Here is a 19,376-nt window from a genome sequence, read left to right on the forward strand (position 1 = left end):
CATAGACATATAAAAGGGAGTTACGAGAACTGGTCAAACAAACTTTCTGTGCTTAACCCTTCTTGTTGTAAAATGTCTTTTAAACGACGTAATGCTTCTACCTGAATTTGTCTTACGCGCTCTCGCGTTAAACCAATTTCACGGCCAACATCTTCAAGTGTTGATGGCTCATAGCCAAGTAAACCAAAGCGACGCGCTAATACTTCACGTTGTTTAGGGTTTAACTCACCTAACCAATCAACAATATGTTTGTTAATATCATTGTTTTGAACTTCGCCCTCAGGGCCTGCGCTTTTTTCATCGGCAATAATGTCTAACAGTGCGCTGTCGTTCTCACCGCCAATTGGCATATCAACTGAGGCAATTTTCTCGTTTAAGCGTAGCATTTTAGTTACGTCTTCTACGGGTCTACCTAAGCTTTCAGCAATTTCTTCAGCAGTTGGCTCATGGTCTAGCTTTTGTGTCAGCTCGCGTGCTGTACGCAAGTAAACATTTAATTCTTTAACTACATGTATTGGCAGGCGAATTGTGCGCGTTTGATTCATAATGGCGCGTTCAATTGTTTGGCGTATCCACCACGTTGCATAAGTCGAAAATCTAAAACCGCGCTCTGGGTCAAACTTTTCAACAGCGCGAATTAAACCTAGGTTACCTTCTTCAATTAAATCTAGAAGTGCTAATCCTCGGTTGTTATAACGGCGGGCAATTTTTACAACTAAACGTAGGTTACTTTCAATCATACGCTTGCGAGATGCTTCACATCCACGTAGCGATTTGCGGGCAAAAAAGACTTCTTCTTCAGCGCTAAGTAGGGGAGAAAAACCAATTTCTCCTAAATAAAGTTGGGTTGCATCAAGGTTTTTAGTTACTTCCTCTTTTGCAAATATCTCTTCTTCGTTATCAACCTCTTCAAGTAATGCTGCAGTTTCTTCTACTGCGGTGTCATCAAATTTTTCGTCGGTGGTGTTTTTGTCAAGTTTTGCTGCGTTAGCCATAAGCCTTCTCCCGAGCAATTATCAATACCTAAAAATTAGGGAAGGTATTTAGCAGGATTGACAGCTTGCCCACGGTAGCGAATTTCAAAACGAAGCGCAGTGACCGAAGATTCTGACTTGCCCATTTCTGCTATTTTTTGTCCTGCCTTAACTTTCTGCTTTTCTCTAACAAGTAGTTTCGAGTTATGTGCATAAGCACTTAGGTAATCATCATTATGTTTCAAAATGATTAAATTACCATACCCTCGAAGCGCATTACCCGCATACACCACCGTTCCTTGTGCTGCGGCTAAAACTGAAGCCCCTGTACGGTTAGCAATCTGTAAACCCTTGTAACCGTTTTCCTTATTAGAAAAGCGTTTAGTCACTTTGCCCTTTGCAGGCCAAAACCACTTTACTTTACTGCTCGACGAAGGTTTAGCATTACTAACTATTTTATTGGCTTGTTTTTGAACATACTCTCGTTGTTTCGGCTGATCAAGATTTTTCTTTAATTTTTTGTTAGTTTTTTGTTTTATTTTAGTGGGTGTTATTTTTTGTTTAACGGGTGAATTGCTAGCAATCGCATGACTACTGGTGGCTACAAGCGAAATAACTTGCCCAGGATAAATAACGTAAGGTGATGGAATTGAGTTGTTTTTTGCAAGTGTTCTAAAATCTTTGCCTGCACTAAAGGCAATGGAATATAAAGTATCACCCTTTTGTACTGTGTATTTATTGCCATTAATGTTAATGCCTTTTTGAAAATCATTAACATTAGTATTGAGGCTACTAACAGGAGCAGGAATATGGCGAGATGAACACCCCGAAAGCAAAACAGCAATAAATACAACTACATATAATACGTACTGACTATTCAAGGTGTTTTGCTCCGAAATTTAAAAAGTACTACTTTTGCTAGTTAGCGTAATAAAAAGTAAGCAACCGCTATTAATATAACTAAACCCCAGCCAAGTACTTCAACATATTGACGTAATTTTTGCTCCATTTTAACCCCGCCCCACTTCATTAAAGCAGAAACTAAAAAGAAACGCGCACCACGGCCAACGGCAGACGCTATTAAAAATGGTAAAAATGCCATTTGTAATACCCCTGCACCAATAGTAAATACCTTATAAGGGATAGGTGAAAAGCCCGCTAAAAATACCACCCACACGCCATACTCTTTAAACCATGTAAGCGCTGTTTCAAACTTTTCTTGCCAGTGCATCTGCTCAATAAAGGGCTGTACAACAGGCTCAAATAACCAGTAACCTAAAAAGTAACCTACAATCCCCCCAAGTACTGAAGCAACTGTTGCAAAGCTTGCAAAGCGCCACGCTTTACTTGGCTGAGCAAGCGACATAGGAGCAAGCATTACATCCGGTGGTACCGGAAAAAAAACGGACTCAGCAAAGCTCATGGCTGCTAAATAGCGCTCAGCAAAGCGGTGTTTTGCCCATACTAGGGCCATATCGTATAACTTAGTAAACAATTTCAACGTGAATTCCTATTCAATATCACCAGGGACGAGAGGGACAAACCGAACTGGTGCAATAACATGCTCTGTGAAGCTATCGCCTTGGCGAATAACCATGGTTAATTTTTGTTTTTGCTCTCCAATGGGGGCAAGGAGTACACCGCCATCAGCTAGTTGTGCAAGTAAGTCTTGGGGCACTTTTGATGCGGCCGCGGTAACTATAATACCATTAAACGGGGCCTGCGATTGCCAGCCTTGCCAGCCATCGGCGTGTTTCATGGTTACATTGTATAAATCTAGTTGATGTAAACGGCGTTTAGCCTGCCATTGCAGTGCTTTTATACGCTCGACCGAATACACCTTATTAAAACACTTGGCTAACACTGCGGTTTGATAACCAGAGCCTGTGCCAATTTCTAACACTTTGTCGCGTACGCCAGCCAAATGAAGCAGCTCGGTCATACGCGCCACAATATAAGGCTGCGAAATAGTTTGCCCTTGCCCTATTGGCAACGCCGTGTTTTCGTACGCCTTGTGTTTTAGTACATCATCAATAAAGGCATGACGTGGTATATCTGCAATGGCTTTTAATACCTGTTTGTCTTCTACCCCTTCTTGCTCTAATAGCTTAGAAAGCGCAATAGCACTGCGCGAGTAATTAGCCAGCACGGTTTATCTCCATTTCAGCTAACCACTGCCCAACCGCTTCAATACTTTCTTTTGCTGTCATATCAACGCTTAACGGTGTAACTGAAGCATAGCCATTATTAACAGCGTAAAAATCAGTGCCCTCTCCGGCATCGCTTTCAATACCAAGCGAGCCATACCAAAAAATATCACGCCCCCATGGGTCCGTTTGTTTGGTCATGGTTTCGGCTTTATGTCGAGCACCTAAACGCGTAACTTGCACCCCTTTTAGCTCAGTTAGAGGAATATCGGGTACATTTACGTTGATAATTTGATCTTTAGGCAGTGGGTGCGATGCCAGCCCTTTAATTATATTAACGGTCACAGCTGCTGCGGTTTCAAAGTGCTCACCATGGTGCGAGCAAAGCGACACGGCAATAGCAGGCAAGCCTAAATGGCGCCCTTCGGTCGCCGCAGCCACAGTGCCTGAATACAATGTATCATCGCCCAAATTAGCGCCGTGGTTAATACCTGCTACGACTAAATCAGGCGTTTCATCAACTAACTGATTAACCCCTAAATGAACACAATCAGTAGGCGTGCCATTAACCGATATAAAGCCGTTTTCAAGCGTGGTAGAGCGCAGTGGATTTATTAACGTTAACGAGTTACTGGCACCACTACAGTTACGATCAGGGGCTACAAGGGTTACATCGGCAATTTGCGTAAGAGCCTGGTATAAAACAGCAATCCCTTTAGCGTTTACACCGTCGTCGTTACTTAGCAGTATCTTCATTTTGACTATCCTTTTCTTTTCGCTCATTAGGGCTTGCATCGGTGTAATCCACCAGCTCACGTAAAAGTGCGGTAGCAAAACACCCTTTAGGCAATCCAAAGCTTAATTTTAAAGTCGTTTCGTCTAGTGTTTCTATGGTTAAATCTTGGGGAATGAGGCGCAGCATACGGCGCTCATTTTTAAGGCCTAATTCGCCTAAGCCCTCACACCATGCTTGGTATGGTTTTAACCATATTTTTTCTTGATCAGTTAAGCCCTTTTCGCTTTTACCAACCATAGGGGCCGACATCATAATATCGCCAGAGGCTAAACGTGCTATGTTTTCATCGCTTATTGCATCTTCAAAAAATGCGTTACTACCGCTTAGCATAAATACTTCACGGTGCATGGTTTTAGCTAACCCATGCTCTTTAACACGTAAGCTCACTATTTGATTAAATACATGTGAACGGGCAGCGGAGATAATAATACCGCGTAGTTTTTTATCGCGAATGCGCTCGCCGGCAAACATTTTTTCGGCCATAACTAAATTATGCCCATCGCGGCCAAAGCGCTGCTCGCCAAAGTAGTTAGGCACACCCGCACGCACGGCATTAATGCGGCATAAAATATCAAGCGGCTGGGTTACATTACGAAGCGTAATAGTGAATCGGTTTCCTTTGTGGCAACCGGTGCGTAATTTACGTTCGTGGCGCTGTTGCGAAACCACAAAAATGCTGTCGCTATTGAGTTCACTAAAATCAATGTGCTTTTTAATAGGTACTTTTACGCTAAACCATTGGCTACACACGCCGTGGCGGTCTTTCATGCCGGCATAGCTTACTTCGCGCGGTGACACTCCAGCCTTTTGTGCAATTAACTTGGCCACATATTGCGTGTTTTCACCTTTTTTAACGACCTGTAAGCATACATGCTCACCACTGCCGGTAAATTCTATGCCCAGATCTTCATCAACCATAAAATCTTCAGCAACGGTTTTAAAGTCTGCTTTTGAAAGCGGTGCACCGTATAGGTAATTTAAATCGCTCATGCGCTTGCTGTACTCTCAAGCGCTTTGCTCATAATAACCACCGCATGGCTAGAAATACCTTCTTTACGCCCTTCAAAGCCAAGCTTTTCAGTGGTGGTCGCTTTAACATTGATTTGTGAAAGCTCGCAATTTAAATCGCTGGCTAAATTAGTGCGCATAGCGTGAATGTGTGGCAACATTTTAGGAGCCTGCGCCACAATAGTGACATCGCCATTGCCCAGTACATAACCTTGCTCTTTGGCAAGGCTTACAACATGGCGAAGTAAAATACGGCTGTCGATATTTTCATACTCGCTCGCCGTATCCGGAAAATGCTTACCAATATCGCCCATTGCCAAAGCGCCTAAAATAGCATCGCATAATGCATGAATAGCAACATCGCCATCTGAGTGTGCTAAAAAGCCCTGCGGGTAATCTATTTTTTCGCCGCAAATTGTTATTGGGCCTTCGCCACCAAATTTGTGTACGTCAAAACCATGGCCAATTCGAATCATAATGCTTGCTCGTTTTGTTGTTTGTTTAATAAAAACCCCGCTAGGTCTAAATCCTCCGGCGTGGTTATTTTAATATTGTCGCTGCGCCCTGCAATTAGCTTAACGGGTTTATTTGCCCACTCAATGGCACTGGCTTCATCGGTAATAGTTACGCCCTCACAAAGCGCACGTTGCAACGCATTTTTAAGTTCGTCATATTTAAAAAACTGCGGCGTAAGCGCTTGCCATAAATCATCACGAGGCACGGTTTGCTCGCTATGCGTGTTACCACGCTTTATGGTGTCTTTTACTTTGCTTGCTAAAATACCGCCTTCGTCGTCGGCTATACAATGCGCTATTAAGGTTTCAATATCGTTAATAGTGACTAAGGGGCGGGCTGCGTCGTGCACAAGCACCCATTCAGGAGGGTTATTTTCTAAAAATAATAGGCTATTAAGCACTGAGTCTGCTCGCTCTTGCCCGCCGTTGGCGCGTAAAATTCGCGAGTCTATGTGCGCAAGCGAGTCAAAATAAGGGTCAGTTTGACTAACGGCTACAACTATTTGGCTTAAGCTTTGTAATTGCGAAAGCTTACAGAGCGTATGCTCTAAAATAGTTTTTCCTGCCAATTTAATATACTGCTTAGGTGCACTGTGCTGCATTCTGCTGCCTACGCCGGCAGCGGGTACAATGGCAGCTATTGAATTATTATTTTTCATGTTGTTTGCCCGGTAAAACACGTATAAATGTTTCATCCGGTTTAATCATTCCTAATTCGTTACGAGCGCGCTCTTCTATGCCTTCTTGACCAAGCTTTAAATCTTCTATGTCGGCGGTAAGTACTTTATTGCGCTTAATTAGTTTTTCATTAGTTTGTTGATGAGAAGCCACGGCTGCTTTTAAACGCGTATAGTCTTGCACCCCGTTATGACCAAACCAAAGTCGGTATTGTATAAACAGTGCTAAGCACAACAGGCCAAGCTGAAAAAACCGCATTTAACACTCCCTATTCGTTTTTAAATAAAATTAGGCTCGTGGGCGTTTTATATTACGCCAATTAATATTACCCGCTAATAGCATTTCTCTAAGTGAAAGCAACCTAGGTGCGCAGCGTTTTGAAAATTGCCACTGATGCCCGCAACACGCCGCTGTTAAACTCATTTTACTGGGTTTTACCAACTGCGCATTTGCTTGCTCTAGGCCCTTGCCAAAAAAATCAAACCAGCCTAGTTCATTACAGTGCAGTTTATTGTCGCTTACTTGATCTATGCTGTCTATTCTTAGCCTCACTTGATCATGGCTATTTATTAACACCGGCACTATTAGCCCCACTTGGGCATATTTTTTATAAAAAAGTTCATTTGCCTGAGCGTTAACCTCTGGCGGTGTTGGCTTTTGTTTTTCAAGCCAAGAGCCATTTTGTGAGTCGAGCGTAAACGGCGAACTCCCATTGGCAACCAAAGTCGCCGCCCGTTCTATATAATACGGTAAGCTTTTTAATTGGCGGCGTAGTTTATCGGCATTAGGCTCAGCAACTAAGCGCTGTACCTCTCGCTGATAAAACGCATTGCACAATTGTGCATACAGCACTTTTTGCGCATCACTTTGCCATATTTCTTGCTGCTGAGCTGCAAGTGGCTGACTCTTCGCTACCAATAGTTATACTCAAAAAACAATTAGGTAGCTGTTTTATAGCACAATAGCGGCTATTTTTTAAGCGCACTTGGCAATTTAAGCACTTGGCTTTTCACCTAATTTAGCAATGCCGCTTTCTAAAAATTGCACCACGGTATTACGCTTTTTACCTATTAATAAACTGCCATCAGCTAAAAACATAAAGTTTTGCCAATTACGTTTAAATACATCAAAGGTGGTTTCTATAACGTTATCGCGTGCCATACAAAAATAAACGGTGGTATTAGCCTGCCAATCTAAATGATCCAAAATAGCTTGCGGTAAGCTTTCGTCGCCATTTTCCCACGCATCTTCCCAATTTACTTCATCGCTAAAGCTTTCTTCTTTACCGCACCAATCAGTTTTATCAAAAAAATCGGGGTGGTCGAACTCGCGGCTCACCATAGTGCTCCAAAGCACCGCAGCACGTTCGCTGGTCATTGGCTTAATACGCGCAGCGTCTTCTTCAGATACAAGGAGGTCTTTATGACGAAAAACCCAGGCTTTTTTGTGATCATCGAGCGAAATATAATTCATAGTGTTGGTGTATTCTTTGGCATAATAAAAAGCAAACGCAATTATACAAGAGATCAAAACATGACTACAGCAATAAAACCGCTTTCCCTCAAACCAGGCATATATCAACACTACAAAGGTCCACAATACAAAGTATTTTACGTAGCAACACACAGCGAAACCGACGAACAACTTGTTATATACCAAGCCCTGTATGGCGAGTACGGCATGTGGGCACGTCCACTAAGTATGTTTTTAGAAACCGTTGAAAAAGATGGACACACTATTCCACGCTTTGCCTACCTTGGAGCTGCAGATTAACTATGGCATTATAATCACATACAACACTGATCAGACCAGGCAAGGGGAACCCGTGCAATTTAATTCTACCGACAACTACATCGCTAGCAGCTCGCTTAAACAGGCTGTAAATGCCGCTATTATGCTTGAAAAGCCCTTATTAATTAAAGGTGAGCCAGGTACAGGTAAAACCATGCTGGCTGAAGAGCTTGCTAAAAGCTTAGATACCGAGCTTATTCAGTGGCACATTAAATCAACCACCAAAGCACAACAGGGCTTGTACGAATACGACGCGGTATCGCGCCTACGCGACAGCCAATTAGGCGATGAGCGCGTACATAACATTGGCAACTACATTGTTAAAGGTAAGCTGTGGCAAGCGTTTAACTACGCTGAACTTAACGGCAAACGCCCAGTGCTTTTAATCGACGAAATAGACAAAGCCGACATCGAGTTCCCAAACGACTTACTGCTCGAACTTGATAAAATGGAGTTTCATGTTTACGAAACTAACGAGCGCATTGTAGCGAAAGAACGCCCTATTGTGATCATCACGTCAAACAACGAAAAAGAATTGCCAGATGCCTTTTTACGCCGCTGCTTTTTTCACTATATTGATTTTCCAAGCAGCGAGGAAATGCAGCAAATCGTTGATGTGCACTACCCTAACGTTAAACAAGATTTAGTACGCCAAGCACTCGAAGTATTTTTTAACTTACGTGAAGCCAACGGTCTTAAAAAGAAACCTTCCACCAGCGAACTGCTGGATTGGTTAAAGCTTTTAATGGCCGAAGATATAGACGCTAAAACACTGCACGATAAAGCCCAAAAAGGCGGCTTAATGCCGATGTTTGGCGCACTGCTTAAAAATGAGCAAGACATAAGCCTCATCGAAAAACTTGCGTTTATGAGCCGTCGCTAACATGCTAGTACAGTTTTTTTTCACGCTGCGCAAATACCGTTTACCTGTAAGCCTACGCGAACTACTCGATTTAATTAACGCCTTAAAAAAAGGCGTTATATTTGCCGATGTAGATGGCTTTTACCATTTAGCGCGCACCATAATGGTAAAAGACGAAACCCATTTTGACCGGTTCGACAAAGCCTTCAGCGACTATTTTAGCGGTATTGCCGACCTTGATTTGCTCGAAAGTTTAAAACAACAGCACAACTTACCTAAAGACTGGTTGCGTAAAGAGTTTGAAAAACACCTAAGCGATGAAGAAAAAGCCCAGCTAAAAGCCATGGGCGGGCTCGACGAGCTAATGAAAACCCTAAAAGAGCGTTTACAAGAGCAACAAAAACGCCACGCTGGCGGCAATAAATGGGTAGGCACTGGTGGTACATCACCTTTTGGTGCATATGGGTATAACCCAGAGGGCGTGCGTATAGGGCAAGAGGGTAACCGTAATCGCCAAGCGGTAAAAGTGTGGGATAAACGAGAATACAAAAACCTCGACACCGACAGAGAAATTGGCTCGCGTACTATTAAACTCGCCCTTAAAAAGTTACGTAAGTTTGCCCGCACTGGCGCAAGCGACACACTGGATTTAAACGAGACCATTCGCGCTACTGCAAAACAAGGCGGCATGCTGGATGTAAAAATGGCACCCGAGCGCCACAATGCCGTTAAAGTATTAATGCTGTTTGATATTGGCGGCTCAATGGATGACTACATTCATACCTGCGAAGAGCTATTTAGCGCAGCCCACAGCGAGTTTAAACATTTAGAGTTTTACTACTTTCATAACTGCTTATACGAGCACGTTTGGCAAGACAATGCGCGGCGCCATTCAAACATCATCGACACCATGACGCTGATTAATAAATTTACCAGCGACTACAAGGTCATATTTGTAGGTGATGCCACTATGGGCCCTTACGAAATAGCCTACCCCGGCGGCTCAGTAGAGCACTACAATAAAGAGCCCGGCAGTGCATGGTTACAACGAATTACCAATCACTTCGATAAAGTAGCCTGGCTCAACCCACAACCCGTTGAACACTGGCCTTACTATCAATCCATTGATTTTATAAAGCAGCTGATGGATAACAGAATGTACCCGCTGAGTTTAGATGGAATAAGTAACGCGATAAAAGAGCTGAGTTAGAATATTAATTTACGAAGGCTTAGAACTAGCAGCGGGGCTTCAGGCGTGAACCTATAACGTTGTTGGGTGGCGCCTTTGGCTTAACCAACCTACCTTTGACGTAGGTCGGATAAGTGGCGAAGCCACGCCATCCGACAAAAATGATGAATTAACTAGAAACAACCCGACTTACCCTGTTATTTATAGGTAGGGTCAGAATTAATTAAACAAACAGAATTCGAGATTAACTTTTCCTTTAGCTCGTAATTATCATTCTTAATTTCTGTCAGCTCTCCCAAAACACTTTTATTTGTTTTATTTATGGTTGAATATAGCTTAACCGGTATATTTAAATCCGATTTGATTGACAGTATAGATAGAAAAATCGATACGACCGTAGATAAAATAGCTATCCATATCGCAAATAAAGCTTTCCTATTCGCACCTTTTGCTGATTCCCTAGCTTCATTAAGCTCTACATACTCTAAAAATCTAAAGTGATCTTCTGCGCTTGCAAATAATTTAATATCCGACCCAGGTCTAGCTACCGAACTATAGAATGATGAGTGTGAGTGAAACAAAAGTGATTTATCATGAATTAACCGTTTTAACTGCTCCTGCTCTTTTTCATTTAGCTGGACAGCTTTACATAGTTGCTGAAAAGTAAACTATTCTTGTAGTGTTGCCCACTTTAGCACACGTATTATAAAGTTAGTGTTATCCATTTTAGTCCCTTAGAATGATAGAAAAAGAGCAGCTAGAGGCCTACAATTCAGCTATATGATTCAATGTTTCAGGATGTCGCTGCACAAGCTTTAACAAGGTAATTGCTTGCCCATTCGGTGCACTACGCCCTTGCTCCCAGTTTTCGAGTGTTCTTGCTGATGTATGTAGAATGTTTGCAAATACACCGCGCGACATATTAAATGTTTCTCGAATATTTACTATTTCATCGGGTGAAATAGCAAGATCGTTAATATCATTTACCGCATGAGTACGTAACGTAAGCTTTCCTTGTGAATGCGCTTTAGCATCATCAAGTGCTGTCGTTAATTCTGAAAATAAATCACGTTTGCTCATTGCGCCATACCTCTAAGAATTCTTTTAATTGCTTTTTCTGATCTGCTGTTAAATCGGTTACTTCGTTTTTACTGTAAATAGTGAGTAGATAAAAACGTCTTTTGTCGTCCAAGTAATAATATATAACTCTTGAACCGCCACGCTTACCTTTTCCTTTGCTCGCAACTCGAACTTTACGTAAGCCGCCTGTTCCTTGAATCACATCGCCCTGCTTTGGGTTAACCATGAGGTCTGCTTGAAATAAACGATATTCGTCATCACTCAAGTACAGCTCTCGGTACTTTTCAAATATGCTTGATTCAACAAATAGGCTTTTCATACATAGAAGTATACGCAGATAGCGTACAAATTCAATTAAAGATTTTAAATGGGCGGCAGCTGGTATCTTTTGCTTTAGCTAAAGCACTTTACTCATAAACAAGCTATACGGATCTAGCTGATAATCACCGAACGGCTCGCACTCTTTAAAACCAAATTGAGTGTAAAGCTTTTGCGCAGGTAAAAATGCTTTTGCTGTTCCAGTTTCTAGGCTTAACTTTTTATACCCTCGCAGTGTTGCTTGCTCAATAATATGCGTGAGTAACTTAGCGGCTATGCCTTGGCGTAAATAGTTGCTTGAGGTGCGCATGGATTTAATTTCGCCATGCGTGGCATTGAGCGCTTTTAATGCGCCAACACCCGCTAAATTATTATCAATCGATAAGCTATAAAAAGTTAAATCGGGCTTTGTGAGTTTAGTTACATCCAGCGCATGTACGCTTTCAAGAGGTGAGTGTTTTAGCATATCGTTATGATGCGCTTGTAGTAACTTTATAATGTGTGGGTTTGAAAGCGCGTCTGTTCTAATATCCACTTACACCCCATTTAATTCTTGAATTTAATGCTTTAGGGCTTTAATTAAAGCCCTAAAATAAACAGCTATTTTTAGGCTGCTAGTTTCCAAACCACAAACGCAACAGCAAAACCAACTAAGTACACTAAGCCTAACCACGTTAAGCTGCGCAATAGTACGCTGTGTTTAATGGCCGGCTCTGAGCGCACTAAACTAAAGTTAAGCCATGCAAAAACGGGGGTGGTTACAAAAGCAAGTGTCATGGCAAAGGTAAGCATTGGTCCCAGGGCCGATTTAAAAAATAAAATAACGGCCATACCGGCAAAAGCCTGCAGTACTAACCAAATATTTAAACTGTGTTTAGATTGCTTAAAACCAAGTAATTTATGTGACTCGTTAAGTGTACGGGCGTAGCCATCAAGCACGGTGAGTGTAGTGCCAAACATACATAAAAAAGCAATGGCTGATACAAGTGGCCTTGCCCACTCGCCAATAGTCAGTGCGTACATATCAATAAGCTGTTTAGCAAAGGCAACACCGCCAAGCTCAATACTGCTGCTTTGCCCATATTGCACCAGCACACCTAAGCTAAAAAATACCAATGCTAAACAGGCTGTTAGCCAATAGCCTACGTTAAAATCGAATAAGCCTTGGCTTTTAGTAACCGTTTGCTGAGTTTGTTTTTCTTTGAGCCATAGCGAGCTAAGGGCTGAAATTTCAATGGGTGCCGGCATCCAGCCCATTAACGCGACCATAAAGCTCAGCATAGCCAGCTCGTACGGAGACGGGCCAACATAATCAGCTGGCGCCATTGGGCCGTTACTAAACGCGATAACCAGTGCAATAACAGTAGCAAGCGTTAATAGTCCCATAATGCCTTTAGCAACGCTGTCGAGCGCTTTAAAGTGCCCAAGTAATAAAATAGCTAAACACACACCGAGCAATATCCAACACAGTAGCGTGACTTCTATCACTATTGGCAGTGCATAATGCAGCAAGCTTGCAGTCAGTAATAGCACCCCTGCGGTATTAACTATGGCGGCAAGTATATTTAAGCCAATAAAACTATAAAAATAGACAGGGCCTTTATTTTTATAGCCTTCTACTAAACTGTTTTTGGTTGCTAGGGTGTATTCCATACCAAAACGAAAAAATGGGTACTTTAATACGTTAACAACGAGAATTAGCCAAAACAGTTGCCAGCCAAATAGCGCGCCAGCTTGAGTAGATGCAACTAAGTGAGAGCCGCCAATTGCTGCGGTTGCCATTAAGATACCAGGGCCTAGTGCGCCCAATCGAGATTTCCAAGAGGTGTGTGTTTGCTGCATTAACTTCTCAAATTATGTGTGTTATTCGCTCTGGTTATTAATTTTCATAATTAATAACACCGAAGGCTGCATAACTTACCTAAATTAAAGGCAATAAAAAAGAGCCGTAAGGCTCTTTTTTATAGTACTTTGGGACTAAATCTTATTTTAGTTCCATCTCTTGGATGATTTCGTGCGCTATCTCTGGCGTTGTGCTTACAGGCTTTTCGTGTAAATTTGCTTTTATTTGCCCTTTTCGATGTTTTAGTGCTGCATCGAGTTTTTTAGCTGCGCTTGCAATCGCCGGGTACATAACTTCGTTTTCCCCTTTTACCGATATACGCGCACCTTCGTAATTTGTGCTAATTTCTGCTTGGATTTTGTGATGCTCTTTAGACAATATAATGTCGAGTGCGATAAGTGATGGAAAGTGGCTCTCGATTTTTGAAAACTTTTCGTTGATATGCTCTCTAATAGAGTTAGTAACGTCTACATGGTGACCAGAAAGATTAATTTTCATAGGGTATCCTTTTATTTGTTACCTCATAAATAGTATTGGGGGCTATTTAGATTAACACAAGGAAAAAGCACTGATTTTTGAAATTAATTTGTTACTTAAACTGATTTAAATTATAAGTTGTGCAAAGTTTATGCAAAGCCCATAAAGTATGGGCTTTCAGACGTCTAGCCTTTAGCGTTTAGTCTGTGTACGAACAGCAATAGTCAGCAAAATCACTCACTTTTACTTTAAAGCTCACATTGGCATCAACATTAAATGATTCGCCTGCGATAAATGTTTTCCACTGCGTTTCTCCAGGTAATAAAATGTCCCACTGGCCGCCTAATAGCTCCATTAATTCTTTTTTACTGGTGTCAAATACAAATTCACCTGGTTGCATAAAACCTAGCGTTTTGGTTGTGCCATCGTTAAATACCACGGTACGGCTTGATACTTTACCGTCAAAATACACGTTCGCTTTTTTAATTACGCTTACATTTTCAAACTGAGACATCCTCACTCCTGTTGTATTATTTTATTTAATCGGCCACCACCTTGCCTGATAGGTCATAGCCTTGCAAGAAAAGCGCTGTGAAAATTACTCATCTGAAATTAAAACTCAAAAGGCTTTAAGCCAAAAAAGTACTACGTATTTCAAGCAGTGTGATTCAAGTATCTTAAGGCTACTACGCCACTTTATAACTCAGTTAGCAAACAAAAAAGCCCGCCCTGTTTTACACAGGGCGGGCTTTTAAATATTAAAGCTAACTATTAAAACAGTTCGTTTGCTTTATTTACAATGTTCTCTACTGTAAAGCCAAAGTGCTCAAACAGCTCACCAGCAGGTGCCGACTCACCAAAGGTAGTCATACCTACTACTGCGCCATTTAGGCCCACGTACTTGTACCAGTAATCAGCAATACCTGCTTCTACTGCTACGCGGCGTGTAACGGCTGCCGGTAGTACGCTTTCTTTGTACTGTGCGCTTTGCTCTTCAAATACATCAGTACATGGCATAGATACAACACGTACCTTTTTACCTTGGCTGCGTAGCTCTGTTGCAGAGTCTTGTGCTAGTTGCACCTCAGAACCTGTTGCAATAATAATTAGCTCTGGCTCGCCGTCACAGCTAAGGATGTAACCACCCTTTTTAACATCTGCTAATTGCTGAGCGTCACGCGCTTGTTGCTCAAGACCTTGGCGAGTAAAGATAAGTGACGTAGGACCGTCTTTACGCTCAATAGCTTGTTGCCATGCAATTGCCGACTCAACTTGGTCACACGGGCGCCAGTTGTATAAGTTTGGCGTTAAACGCATGCTCGCAATTTGCTCTACCGGTTGGTGAGTTGGACCGTCTTCACCTAGGCCGATTGAATCGTGCGTGTAAACAAAAATGCTTGGTTGCTTCATTAGTGCAGCCATACGTACCGCATTTTTTGCGTATTCAACAAACATTAAGAACGTTGCACCGTAAGGAATAAAGCCTTTATGAAGGGCAATACCATTCATAATTGCCGACATACCAAACTCACGTACACCGTAGTAAACGTAGTTACCGCTTGCATCGTCTGCAGTTAGCCCTTTAGAGCCATCCCAAATTGTTAAGTTTGAGCCAGCTAAATCGGCTGAGCCACCCATGAATTCTGGTAATAACGGGCCAAATGCATTTAATGCATTTTGCGACGCTTTACGAGATGCAGGATTTGCAGGGTTTGCTTGTAGTTGCTCTATGTATGCTTGAGATTTTTCAGCCCAATCGCCTGGAAGTTCGTTGTTAATACGGCGCTTATATTCAGCTGCAAGCTCTGGGTATGCTTTTGCGTATGCTGCAAATTTTTCGTCCCAGCTAGATTCAAGCTGTTGACCTTTTTCTTTGCTATCCCACTGTGCGTAAATATCATCAGGGATTTCAAATGCACCACCAGACCAGCCTAAAAATTCGCGAGACGCTGTAATTTCGTCATCACCTAATGGCGCGCCGTGACAATCGTGGCTACCAGATTTATTAGGTGAACCGTAACCAATCACTGTTTTACAACAAATTAGTGATGGTTTGTCAGTAACACTTTGAGCCTCTGCTATTGCAGCACTAACAGCATCGCTGTCGTGGCCATCAACGTCACTTATTACATGCCAGCCGTATGCTTTAAAGCGTGCCGGTGTATCGTCGCTAAACCAACCTTCTACTTCACCATCGATTGAAATACCGTTGTCATCCCAAAAAGCCACTAACTTGCCAAGGCCTAATGTGCCAGCAAGTGAACATGCTTCATGAGAAATACCTTCCATTAAACAACCATCACCCATAAATGCATACGTGTAGTGATCAACAATGTCGTGGCCTTCACGGTTAAATTGTGCAGCAAGCGCTTTTTCAGCAATCGCCATACCTACCGCGTTTGTGATCCCCTGACCTAGTGGGCCCGTAGTAGTTTCAATTCCTGGTGCATAACCGTACTCAGGATGGCCTGGCGTTTTAGAATGCATTTGACGGAAGTTTTTAATTTCATCAAGTGGTAAGTCGTAACCAGTTAGGTGCAATAGAGAATAGATAAGCATTGAACCGTGGCCATTTGAAAGAATAAATCTGTCACGGTCAGCCCACTCTGGATTAGTTGGATTATGCTTTAGATAATCGCGCCATAATACTTCTGCGATATCGGCCATGCCCATTGGGGCTCCAGGGTGGCCAGATTTGGCCTTTTGTACTGCGTCCATTGACAAGACGCGAATAGCATTTGCAAGTTCTTTGCGAGATGGCATGAATTCTCCTACCTTTATGTGTATTTGCGCGGGTACTTATGTGTTCGTTAATACCCTTAAGTAACTTAAGAGCTGTTATAGCAACCATTCTTACTTAATGTGGGTGCAGTGTGCAATTAAAAACCCTATAAAAATGGGCTATTATGAATATTTTTTAAGACCAAAAAGTTATTACTCATTTTATTTAGACGTCTAGGCGTAAAAACACTATGCAAGGTGTTTTGTTTTAGATAAAATACGCCCCTTAATTTTTTAGCGCTAATACCGACGTTTGTGAAGCGCAATATTTGTGAGCAGAAATACAATGGCAAAACATTTATTTACTTCTGAATCTGTTTCTGAAGGTCATCCGGATAAAATCGCCGATCAAATCTCTGATGCGGTACTTGATGCTATCCTAGAGCAAGACTCTCATGCCCGTGTTGCGTGCGAAACTTACGTAAAAACCGGTATGGTTATGGTTGGTGGTGAAATTACCACTAGCGCATGGGTTGATATTGAAGAAATTACACGTAAAACAGTACGTGAAATTGGCTACACGCATTCAGACATGGGTTTCGATGCAGACTCGTGTGCAATTTTAAACACAATTGGTAAGCAGTCTCCTGATATTAACCAAGGTGTTGACCGTACTAGCCCAGAAGAACAAGGTGCTGGCGACCAAGGCCTTATGTTTGGTTATGCATGTAACGAAACAGAAGTACTAATGCCTGCGCCAATTACTTACTCACACCGTTTAGTACAGCGCCAAGCGCAAGTACGTAAAAGCGGCGAGCTTAACTGGTTACGCCCAGATGCAAAATCTCAAGTAACTTTTGCATACGAAAACGGCAAGCCAGTAGGTATTGATGCAGTTGTGCTTTCTACTCAGCACGCAGAAGAAATTTCGCAAAATGACTTAGTAGAAGCCGTGATGGAAACCATCATTAAGCCAGTACTTCCTGCCGAGCTTATTACTAGCGCGACTAAATTTTTCATTAACCCAACGGGTCGCTTTGTAATTGGCGGACCAATGGGCGACTGTGGTTTAACGGGTCGTAAAATCATCGTAGATACATACGGTGGTATGGCACGTCACGGTGGTGGTGCTTTCTCAGGTAAAGATCCATCAAAAGTTGACCGCTCAGCTGCATACGCTGCACGTTACGTAGCTAAAAACGTAGTGGCTGCAGGCCTTGCTGATAAGTGTGAGCTACAAGTATCTTACGCAATTGGTGTAGCAGAGCCTACCTCTATCAGCGTTGAAACCTTTGGTACAAGCAAGCTTGAAGAAGGTCGTTTAATTGAGCTTATTCGTGAGCACTTTGACCTACGCCCTTACGGCTTAATTCAAATGCTTGATTTAGAGCGCCCAATTTACCAACCAACAGCGGCATACGGTCACTTTGGTCGTGACGAATTCCCATGGGAACGTACAGATAAAGCAGACGCACTTCGCGCAGCTGCTGGCCTTTAAGCCAAAATGCATTAAATAATAAACGGCCCTTTTAAGGGCCGTTTTTATATCTAAAGCAAAGGCTAATTATACTATTTATATCAATTGCATTAATTTAGTTATTTATCATAGCACCCAGTAAATAGTGCAATAACAAAGGAATTTACGGCGTACAGTTATTTTATATAAATAATTTTAACGCAGTCAGTGCGCTATTTAATACGCTAAACTAATCGTGTTTTGAATTAAATTGGTATTAGCTAGCCCTCGAATTTCGTACGGTTTTAGGTATATACTCTTTGCATAATAAAAGCTTAAGGGATAAGTAAATGGCCAATAATTTTCGCGTTATGTTTGTAGGGCTCGCCGAGGGCACTGAGGCTAAAACGGCCTGCGTAAATTTAGCAAGTAAGCTAAAAACGTCTGAAGATAAAGTAACTCAGTTTTTTAATGGCAAAGCACTTTTTGCACCTAGCAATAAAGACAAAGCCTTAAAGCAGGCCAAATTACTGGCAAGCCTAGGCATTAAAAGTAAGTTACAAGCCACAGGTGAACTACCCACTCAAAGCCCTAGCGCAGCTAGTCAGCGTGATGAACGGATTTTTGATGCCCTTGATTACATAACGAGCAGCCTGATCCGCCTAGAAGAAAAGCTAGAAGAGCTAGAACAAAGACTTCCAACCAATGAGCTAAAAAGCCCTACAGACGAAAGCGATGAGTGGCAAGAAGATGATCTAATGCTTGACGAGCAGCTCGATGAACCCGTTAAAACGCGTAGCAATACTTTGTTATATTCACTGATTGCCACTGCCGTTTTACTACTTATTGTGCTTGCTGTTTACTTAGCTTTTCCTGATTTAGTGTCTATTTAATCAAAGGTGCGTAATTACAATGAGCAATAAACGTACACACATACGCCAATCTATTCGCCAATTACGCAATAATCTATCAAAAAAACAGCAAGAAAAAGCCGCAGCACAGTTAAAGTTGAATTTTACTCAACAGCTAAATAGCGATAAAACAGCCTCAAAAAAACATATAGCCATTTACTTTAGTAACGATGGAGAATTAGATACATCATTGTTAATTAATGAGTTATGGCGACAAGGCCACACCCTTTACTTACCCGTTATACACCCATTTAATGGGGCTACTTTGCTGTTTCAACGCTATGAAAAAAACTCACCCATGAGGGCAAATCGCTATGGTATCTTGGAGCCTAAGCTGAACTGCTCTCAAATATGCCCATTAACTGATTTAGATTACTTACTGATGCCACTTGTAGCATTTGATAATCAAGGTAACAGATTAGGAATGGGGGGTGGATTTTACGATAAAACACTGGCGCAATTACACGCTTACAATTGGCAAAAACCGCAACTTATAGGCTTAGCACATAGCTGCCAAAAAGTAGATGCACTGCCAATTGAATCGTGGGATGTTCCACTTAAAACCATTATTACTCCCGATAAAATTTATCACTGGTAATAAACACCCACT

24 protein-coding genes are annotated in these 19,376 nt (G+C 42.0%); 6 read left to right on the forward strand and 18 right to left on the reverse strand.

The window, feature by feature from the left end:
* Positions 1-20: 20 nt before the first annotated feature.
* The 11 genes from rpoS to AN395_RS08600 all read right to left on the reverse strand — a co-directional run bounded on the left by rpoS (position 21) and on the right by AN395_RS08600 (position 7,591).
* Positions 21-995 carry an RNA polymerase sigma factor RpoS gene (gene rpoS, locus AN395_RS08550; RefSeq protein WP_024033114.1) on the reverse strand — a complete coding sequence of 325 codons (975 nt, stop codon included), beginning with the start codon at positions 993-995 and terminating at the stop codon, positions 21-23.
* A 35-nt stretch (positions 996-1,030) separates the two neighbouring features.
* Positions 1,031-1,855: a peptidoglycan DD-metalloendopeptidase family protein gene (locus AN395_RS08555; protein WP_054982720.1), complete on the reverse strand. Its 825-nt coding sequence runs from the start codon at positions 1,853-1,855 to the stop codon at positions 1,031-1,033.
* 41 nt (positions 1,856-1,896) lie between these two features.
* A complete protein-coding gene (locus tag AN395_RS08560) occupies positions 1,897-2,475 on the reverse strand; it encodes a YqaA family protein (protein WP_004586188.1) in 579 nt (192 codons plus the stop codon).
* A gap of 9 nt (positions 2,476-2,484) precedes the next feature.
* On the reverse strand, positions 2,485-3,123 hold the full coding sequence (locus AN395_RS08565; protein WP_054982721.1) for a protein-L-isoaspartate(D-aspartate) O-methyltransferase: 639 nt from the start codon (positions 3,121-3,123) through the stop codon (positions 2,485-2,487).
* Positions 3,113-3,877, reverse strand: coding sequence for a 5'/3'-nucleotidase SurE (surE, locus tag AN395_RS08570; RefSeq protein ID WP_054982722.1), 765 nt, complete (start codon positions 3,875-3,877; stop codon positions 3,113-3,115). The genes AN395_RS08565 and surE overlap by 11 nt, the downstream gene beginning before the upstream one ends.
* On the reverse strand, positions 3,858-4,907 hold the full coding sequence (truD, locus tag AN395_RS08575; RefSeq protein ID WP_054982723.1) for a tRNA pseudouridine(13) synthase TruD: 1,050 nt from the start codon (positions 4,905-4,907) through the stop codon (positions 3,858-3,860). The genes surE and truD overlap by 20 nt, the downstream gene beginning before the upstream one ends.
* Positions 4,904-5,401, reverse strand: a complete 498-nt coding sequence (gene ispF / locus AN395_RS08580) for a 2-C-methyl-D-erythritol 2,4-cyclodiphosphate synthase (RefSeq protein ID WP_054982724.1) — start codon at positions 5,399-5,401, stop codon at positions 4,904-4,906. The genes truD and ispF overlap by 4 nt, the downstream gene beginning before the upstream one ends.
* Positions 5,398-6,099: a 2-C-methyl-D-erythritol 4-phosphate cytidylyltransferase gene (ispD, locus tag AN395_RS08585; protein WP_054982725.1), complete on the reverse strand. Its 702-nt coding sequence runs from the start codon at positions 6,097-6,099 to the stop codon at positions 5,398-5,400. The genes ispF and ispD overlap by 4 nt, the downstream gene beginning before the upstream one ends.
* Positions 6,089-6,376 carry a cell division protein FtsB gene (gene ftsB / locus AN395_RS08590; RefSeq protein WP_004586182.1) on the reverse strand — a complete coding sequence of 96 codons (288 nt, stop codon included), beginning with the start codon at positions 6,374-6,376 and terminating at the stop codon, positions 6,089-6,091. Before ftsB ends, ispD begins: the two co-directional genes overlap by 11 nt.
* Positions 6,377-6,406: 30 nt before the next feature.
* The gene (locus AN395_RS08595; RefSeq protein WP_024033119.1) at positions 6,407-7,036 is read right to left on the reverse strand and encodes a hypothetical protein; all 630 of its coding nucleotides are present in this window, start codon (positions 7,034-7,036) and stop codon (positions 6,407-6,409) included.
* 75 nt (positions 7,037-7,111) lie between these two features.
* Positions 7,112-7,591, reverse strand: coding sequence for a DUF2947 domain-containing protein (locus tag AN395_RS08600; RefSeq protein ID WP_054982836.1), 480 nt, complete (start codon positions 7,589-7,591; stop codon positions 7,112-7,114).
* A 60-nt stretch (positions 7,592-7,651) separates the two neighbouring features.
* Between AN395_RS08600 and AN395_RS08605 the strand changes: the two genes are divergently transcribed.
* Genes AN395_RS08605 through AN395_RS08615 form a run of 3 tightly spaced genes read left to right on the forward strand, consistent with a single transcriptional unit; the run spans position 7,652 to position 9,981 of the window.
* Positions 7,652-7,891: a DUF1653 domain-containing protein gene (locus tag AN395_RS08605; RefSeq protein WP_029774266.1), complete on the forward strand. Its 240-nt coding sequence runs from the start codon at positions 7,652-7,654 to the stop codon at positions 7,889-7,891.
* A gap of 52 nt (positions 7,892-7,943) precedes the next feature.
* Positions 7,944-8,792, forward strand: a complete 849-nt coding sequence (locus AN395_RS08610; protein ID WP_004586178.1) for a MoxR family ATPase — start codon at positions 7,944-7,946, stop codon at positions 8,790-8,792.
* Between the two features lies 1 nt (position 8,793).
* Positions 8,794-9,981, forward strand: coding sequence for a VWA domain-containing protein (locus AN395_RS08615; RefSeq protein WP_054982726.1), 1,188 nt, complete (start codon positions 8,794-8,796; stop codon positions 9,979-9,981).
* A gap of 744 nt (positions 9,982-10,725) precedes the next feature.
* On the opposite strand, the gene AN395_RS08625 is transcribed toward AN395_RS08615, so the two are convergent.
* The 7 genes from AN395_RS08625 to tkt form a co-directional block, all read right to left on the reverse strand.
* The gene (locus tag AN395_RS08625) at positions 10,726-11,040 is read right to left on the reverse strand and encodes a DNA-binding transcriptional regulator (RefSeq protein ID WP_004586175.1); all 315 of its coding nucleotides are present in this window, start codon (positions 11,038-11,040) and stop codon (positions 10,726-10,728) included.
* Positions 11,027-11,359 carry a type II toxin-antitoxin system RelE/ParE family toxin gene (locus AN395_RS08630; protein WP_054982728.1) on the reverse strand — a complete coding sequence of 111 codons (333 nt, stop codon included), beginning with the start codon at positions 11,357-11,359 and terminating at the stop codon, positions 11,027-11,029. Before AN395_RS08630 ends, AN395_RS08625 begins: the two co-directional genes overlap by 14 nt.
* A 78-nt stretch (positions 11,360-11,437) precedes the next feature.
* Positions 11,438-11,893, reverse strand: a complete 456-nt coding sequence (locus tag AN395_RS08635) for a GNAT family N-acetyltransferase (RefSeq protein WP_054982729.1) — start codon at positions 11,891-11,893, stop codon at positions 11,438-11,440.
* Between the two features lie 71 nt (positions 11,894-11,964).
* A complete protein-coding gene (locus AN395_RS08640) occupies positions 11,965-13,200 on the reverse strand; it encodes an NRAMP family divalent metal transporter (RefSeq protein WP_054982730.1) in 1,236 nt (411 codons plus the stop codon).
* A gap of 142 nt (positions 13,201-13,342) precedes the next feature.
* A complete protein-coding gene (gene hpf / locus AN395_RS08645; RefSeq protein WP_024033129.1) occupies positions 13,343-13,699 on the reverse strand; it encodes a ribosome hibernation-promoting factor, HPF/YfiA family in 357 nt (118 codons plus the stop codon).
* A 178-nt stretch (positions 13,700-13,877) separates the two neighbouring features.
* Entirely contained in the window at positions 13,878-14,192 is a 315-nt protein-coding gene (locus AN395_RS08650) for a pyrimidine/purine nucleoside phosphorylase (RefSeq protein ID WP_024033130.1), read from the reverse strand.
* A gap of 257 nt (positions 14,193-14,449) precedes the next feature.
* Positions 14,450-16,441, reverse strand: a complete 1,992-nt coding sequence (tkt, locus tag AN395_RS08660; protein WP_054982732.1) for a transketolase — start codon at positions 16,439-16,441, stop codon at positions 14,450-14,452.
* Positions 16,442-16,745: 304 nt separating this feature from the next.
* On the opposite strand from tkt, the gene metK reads away from it, so the two are divergent.
* From metK to AN395_RS08675, 3 genes are all read left to right on the forward strand, one after another.
* Complete coding sequence (gene metK / locus AN395_RS08665) at positions 16,746-17,897, forward strand: methionine adenosyltransferase (RefSeq protein WP_004586168.1); 1,152 nt, start codon at positions 16,746-16,748, stop codon at positions 17,895-17,897.
* 308 nt (positions 17,898-18,205) lie between these two features.
* Positions 18,206-18,748 carry a hypothetical protein gene (locus AN395_RS08670; protein WP_029774274.1) on the forward strand — a complete coding sequence of 181 codons (543 nt, stop codon included), beginning with the start codon at positions 18,206-18,208 and terminating at the stop codon, positions 18,746-18,748.
* A 19-nt stretch (positions 18,749-18,767) separates the two neighbouring features.
* Positions 18,768-19,364 (forward strand): 5-formyltetrahydrofolate cyclo-ligase, encoded by a 597-nt coding sequence (locus AN395_RS08675; protein WP_024033134.1) that lies wholly within the window; start codon positions 18,768-18,770, stop codon positions 19,362-19,364.
* Positions 19,365-19,376 lie beyond the last annotated feature (12 nt).

The sequence above is a fragment of the Pseudoalteromonas sp. P1-30 genome, from assembly GCF_001400005.1.
GTDB lineage: Bacteria > Pseudomonadota > Gammaproteobacteria > Enterobacterales > Alteromonadaceae > Pseudoalteromonas > Pseudoalteromonas atlantica.

Bases quoted from the DNA above. Each gene is read 5' to 3' on its own strand.
- rpoS (WP_024033114.1), bottom strand. From the start codon at position 995: ATGGCTAACGCAGCAAAACTTGACAAAAACACCACCGACGAAAAATTT.
- surE (WP_054982722.1), bottom strand. From the start codon at position 3,877: ATGAAGATACTGCTAAGTAACGACGACGGTGTAAACGCTAAAGGGATT.
- truD (WP_054982723.1), bottom strand. From the start codon at position 4,907: ATGAGCGATTTAAATTACCTATACGGTGCACCGCTTTCAAAAGCAGAC.
- ispF (WP_054982724.1), bottom strand. From the start codon at position 5,401: ATGATTCGAATTGGCCATGGTTTTGACGTACACAAATTTGGTGGCGAA.
- ispD (WP_054982725.1), bottom strand. From the start codon at position 6,099: ATGAAAAATAATAATTCAATAGCTGCCATTGTACCCGCTGCCGGCGTA.
- ftsB (WP_004586182.1), bottom strand. From the start codon at position 6,376: ATGCGGTTTTTTCAGCTTGGCCTGTTGTGCTTAGCACTGTTTATACAA.
- AN395_RS08600 (WP_054982836.1), bottom strand. From the start codon at position 7,591: ATGAATTATATTTCGCTCGATGATCACAAAAAAGCCTGGGTTTTTCGT.
- AN395_RS08605 (WP_029774266.1), top strand. From the start codon at position 7,652: ATGACTACAGCAATAAAACCGCTTTCCCTCAAACCAGGCATATATCAA.
- AN395_RS08615 (WP_054982726.1), top strand. From the start codon at position 8,794: ATGCTAGTACAGTTTTTTTTCACGCTGCGCAAATACCGTTTACCTGTA.
- AN395_RS08625 (WP_004586175.1), bottom strand. From the start codon at position 11,040: ATGAGCAAACGTGATTTATTTTCAGAATTAACGACAGCACTTGATGAT.
- AN395_RS08630 (WP_054982728.1), bottom strand. From the start codon at position 11,359: ATGAAAAGCCTATTTGTTGAATCAAGCATATTTGAAAAGTACCGAGAG.
- AN395_RS08640 (WP_054982730.1), bottom strand. From the start codon at position 13,200: ATGCAGCAAACACACACCTCTTGGAAATCTCGATTGGGCGCACTAGGC.
- hpf (WP_024033129.1), bottom strand. From the start codon at position 13,699: ATGAAAATTAATCTTTCTGGTCACCATGTAGACGTTACTAACTCTATT.
- AN395_RS08650 (WP_024033130.1), bottom strand. From the start codon at position 14,192: ATGTCTCAGTTTGAAAATGTAAGCGTAATTAAAAAAGCGAACGTGTAT.
- tkt (WP_054982732.1), bottom strand. From the start codon at position 16,441: ATGCCATCTCGCAAAGAACTTGCAAATGCTATTCGCGTCTTGTCAATG.
- metK (WP_004586168.1), top strand. From the start codon at position 16,746: ATGGCAAAACATTTATTTACTTCTGAATCTGTTTCTGAAGGTCATCCG.
- AN395_RS08670 (WP_029774274.1), top strand. From the start codon at position 18,206: ATGGCCAATAATTTTCGCGTTATGTTTGTAGGGCTCGCCGAGGGCACT.
- AN395_RS08675 (WP_024033134.1), top strand. From the start codon at position 18,768: ATGAGCAATAAACGTACACACATACGCCAATCTATTCGCCAATTACGC.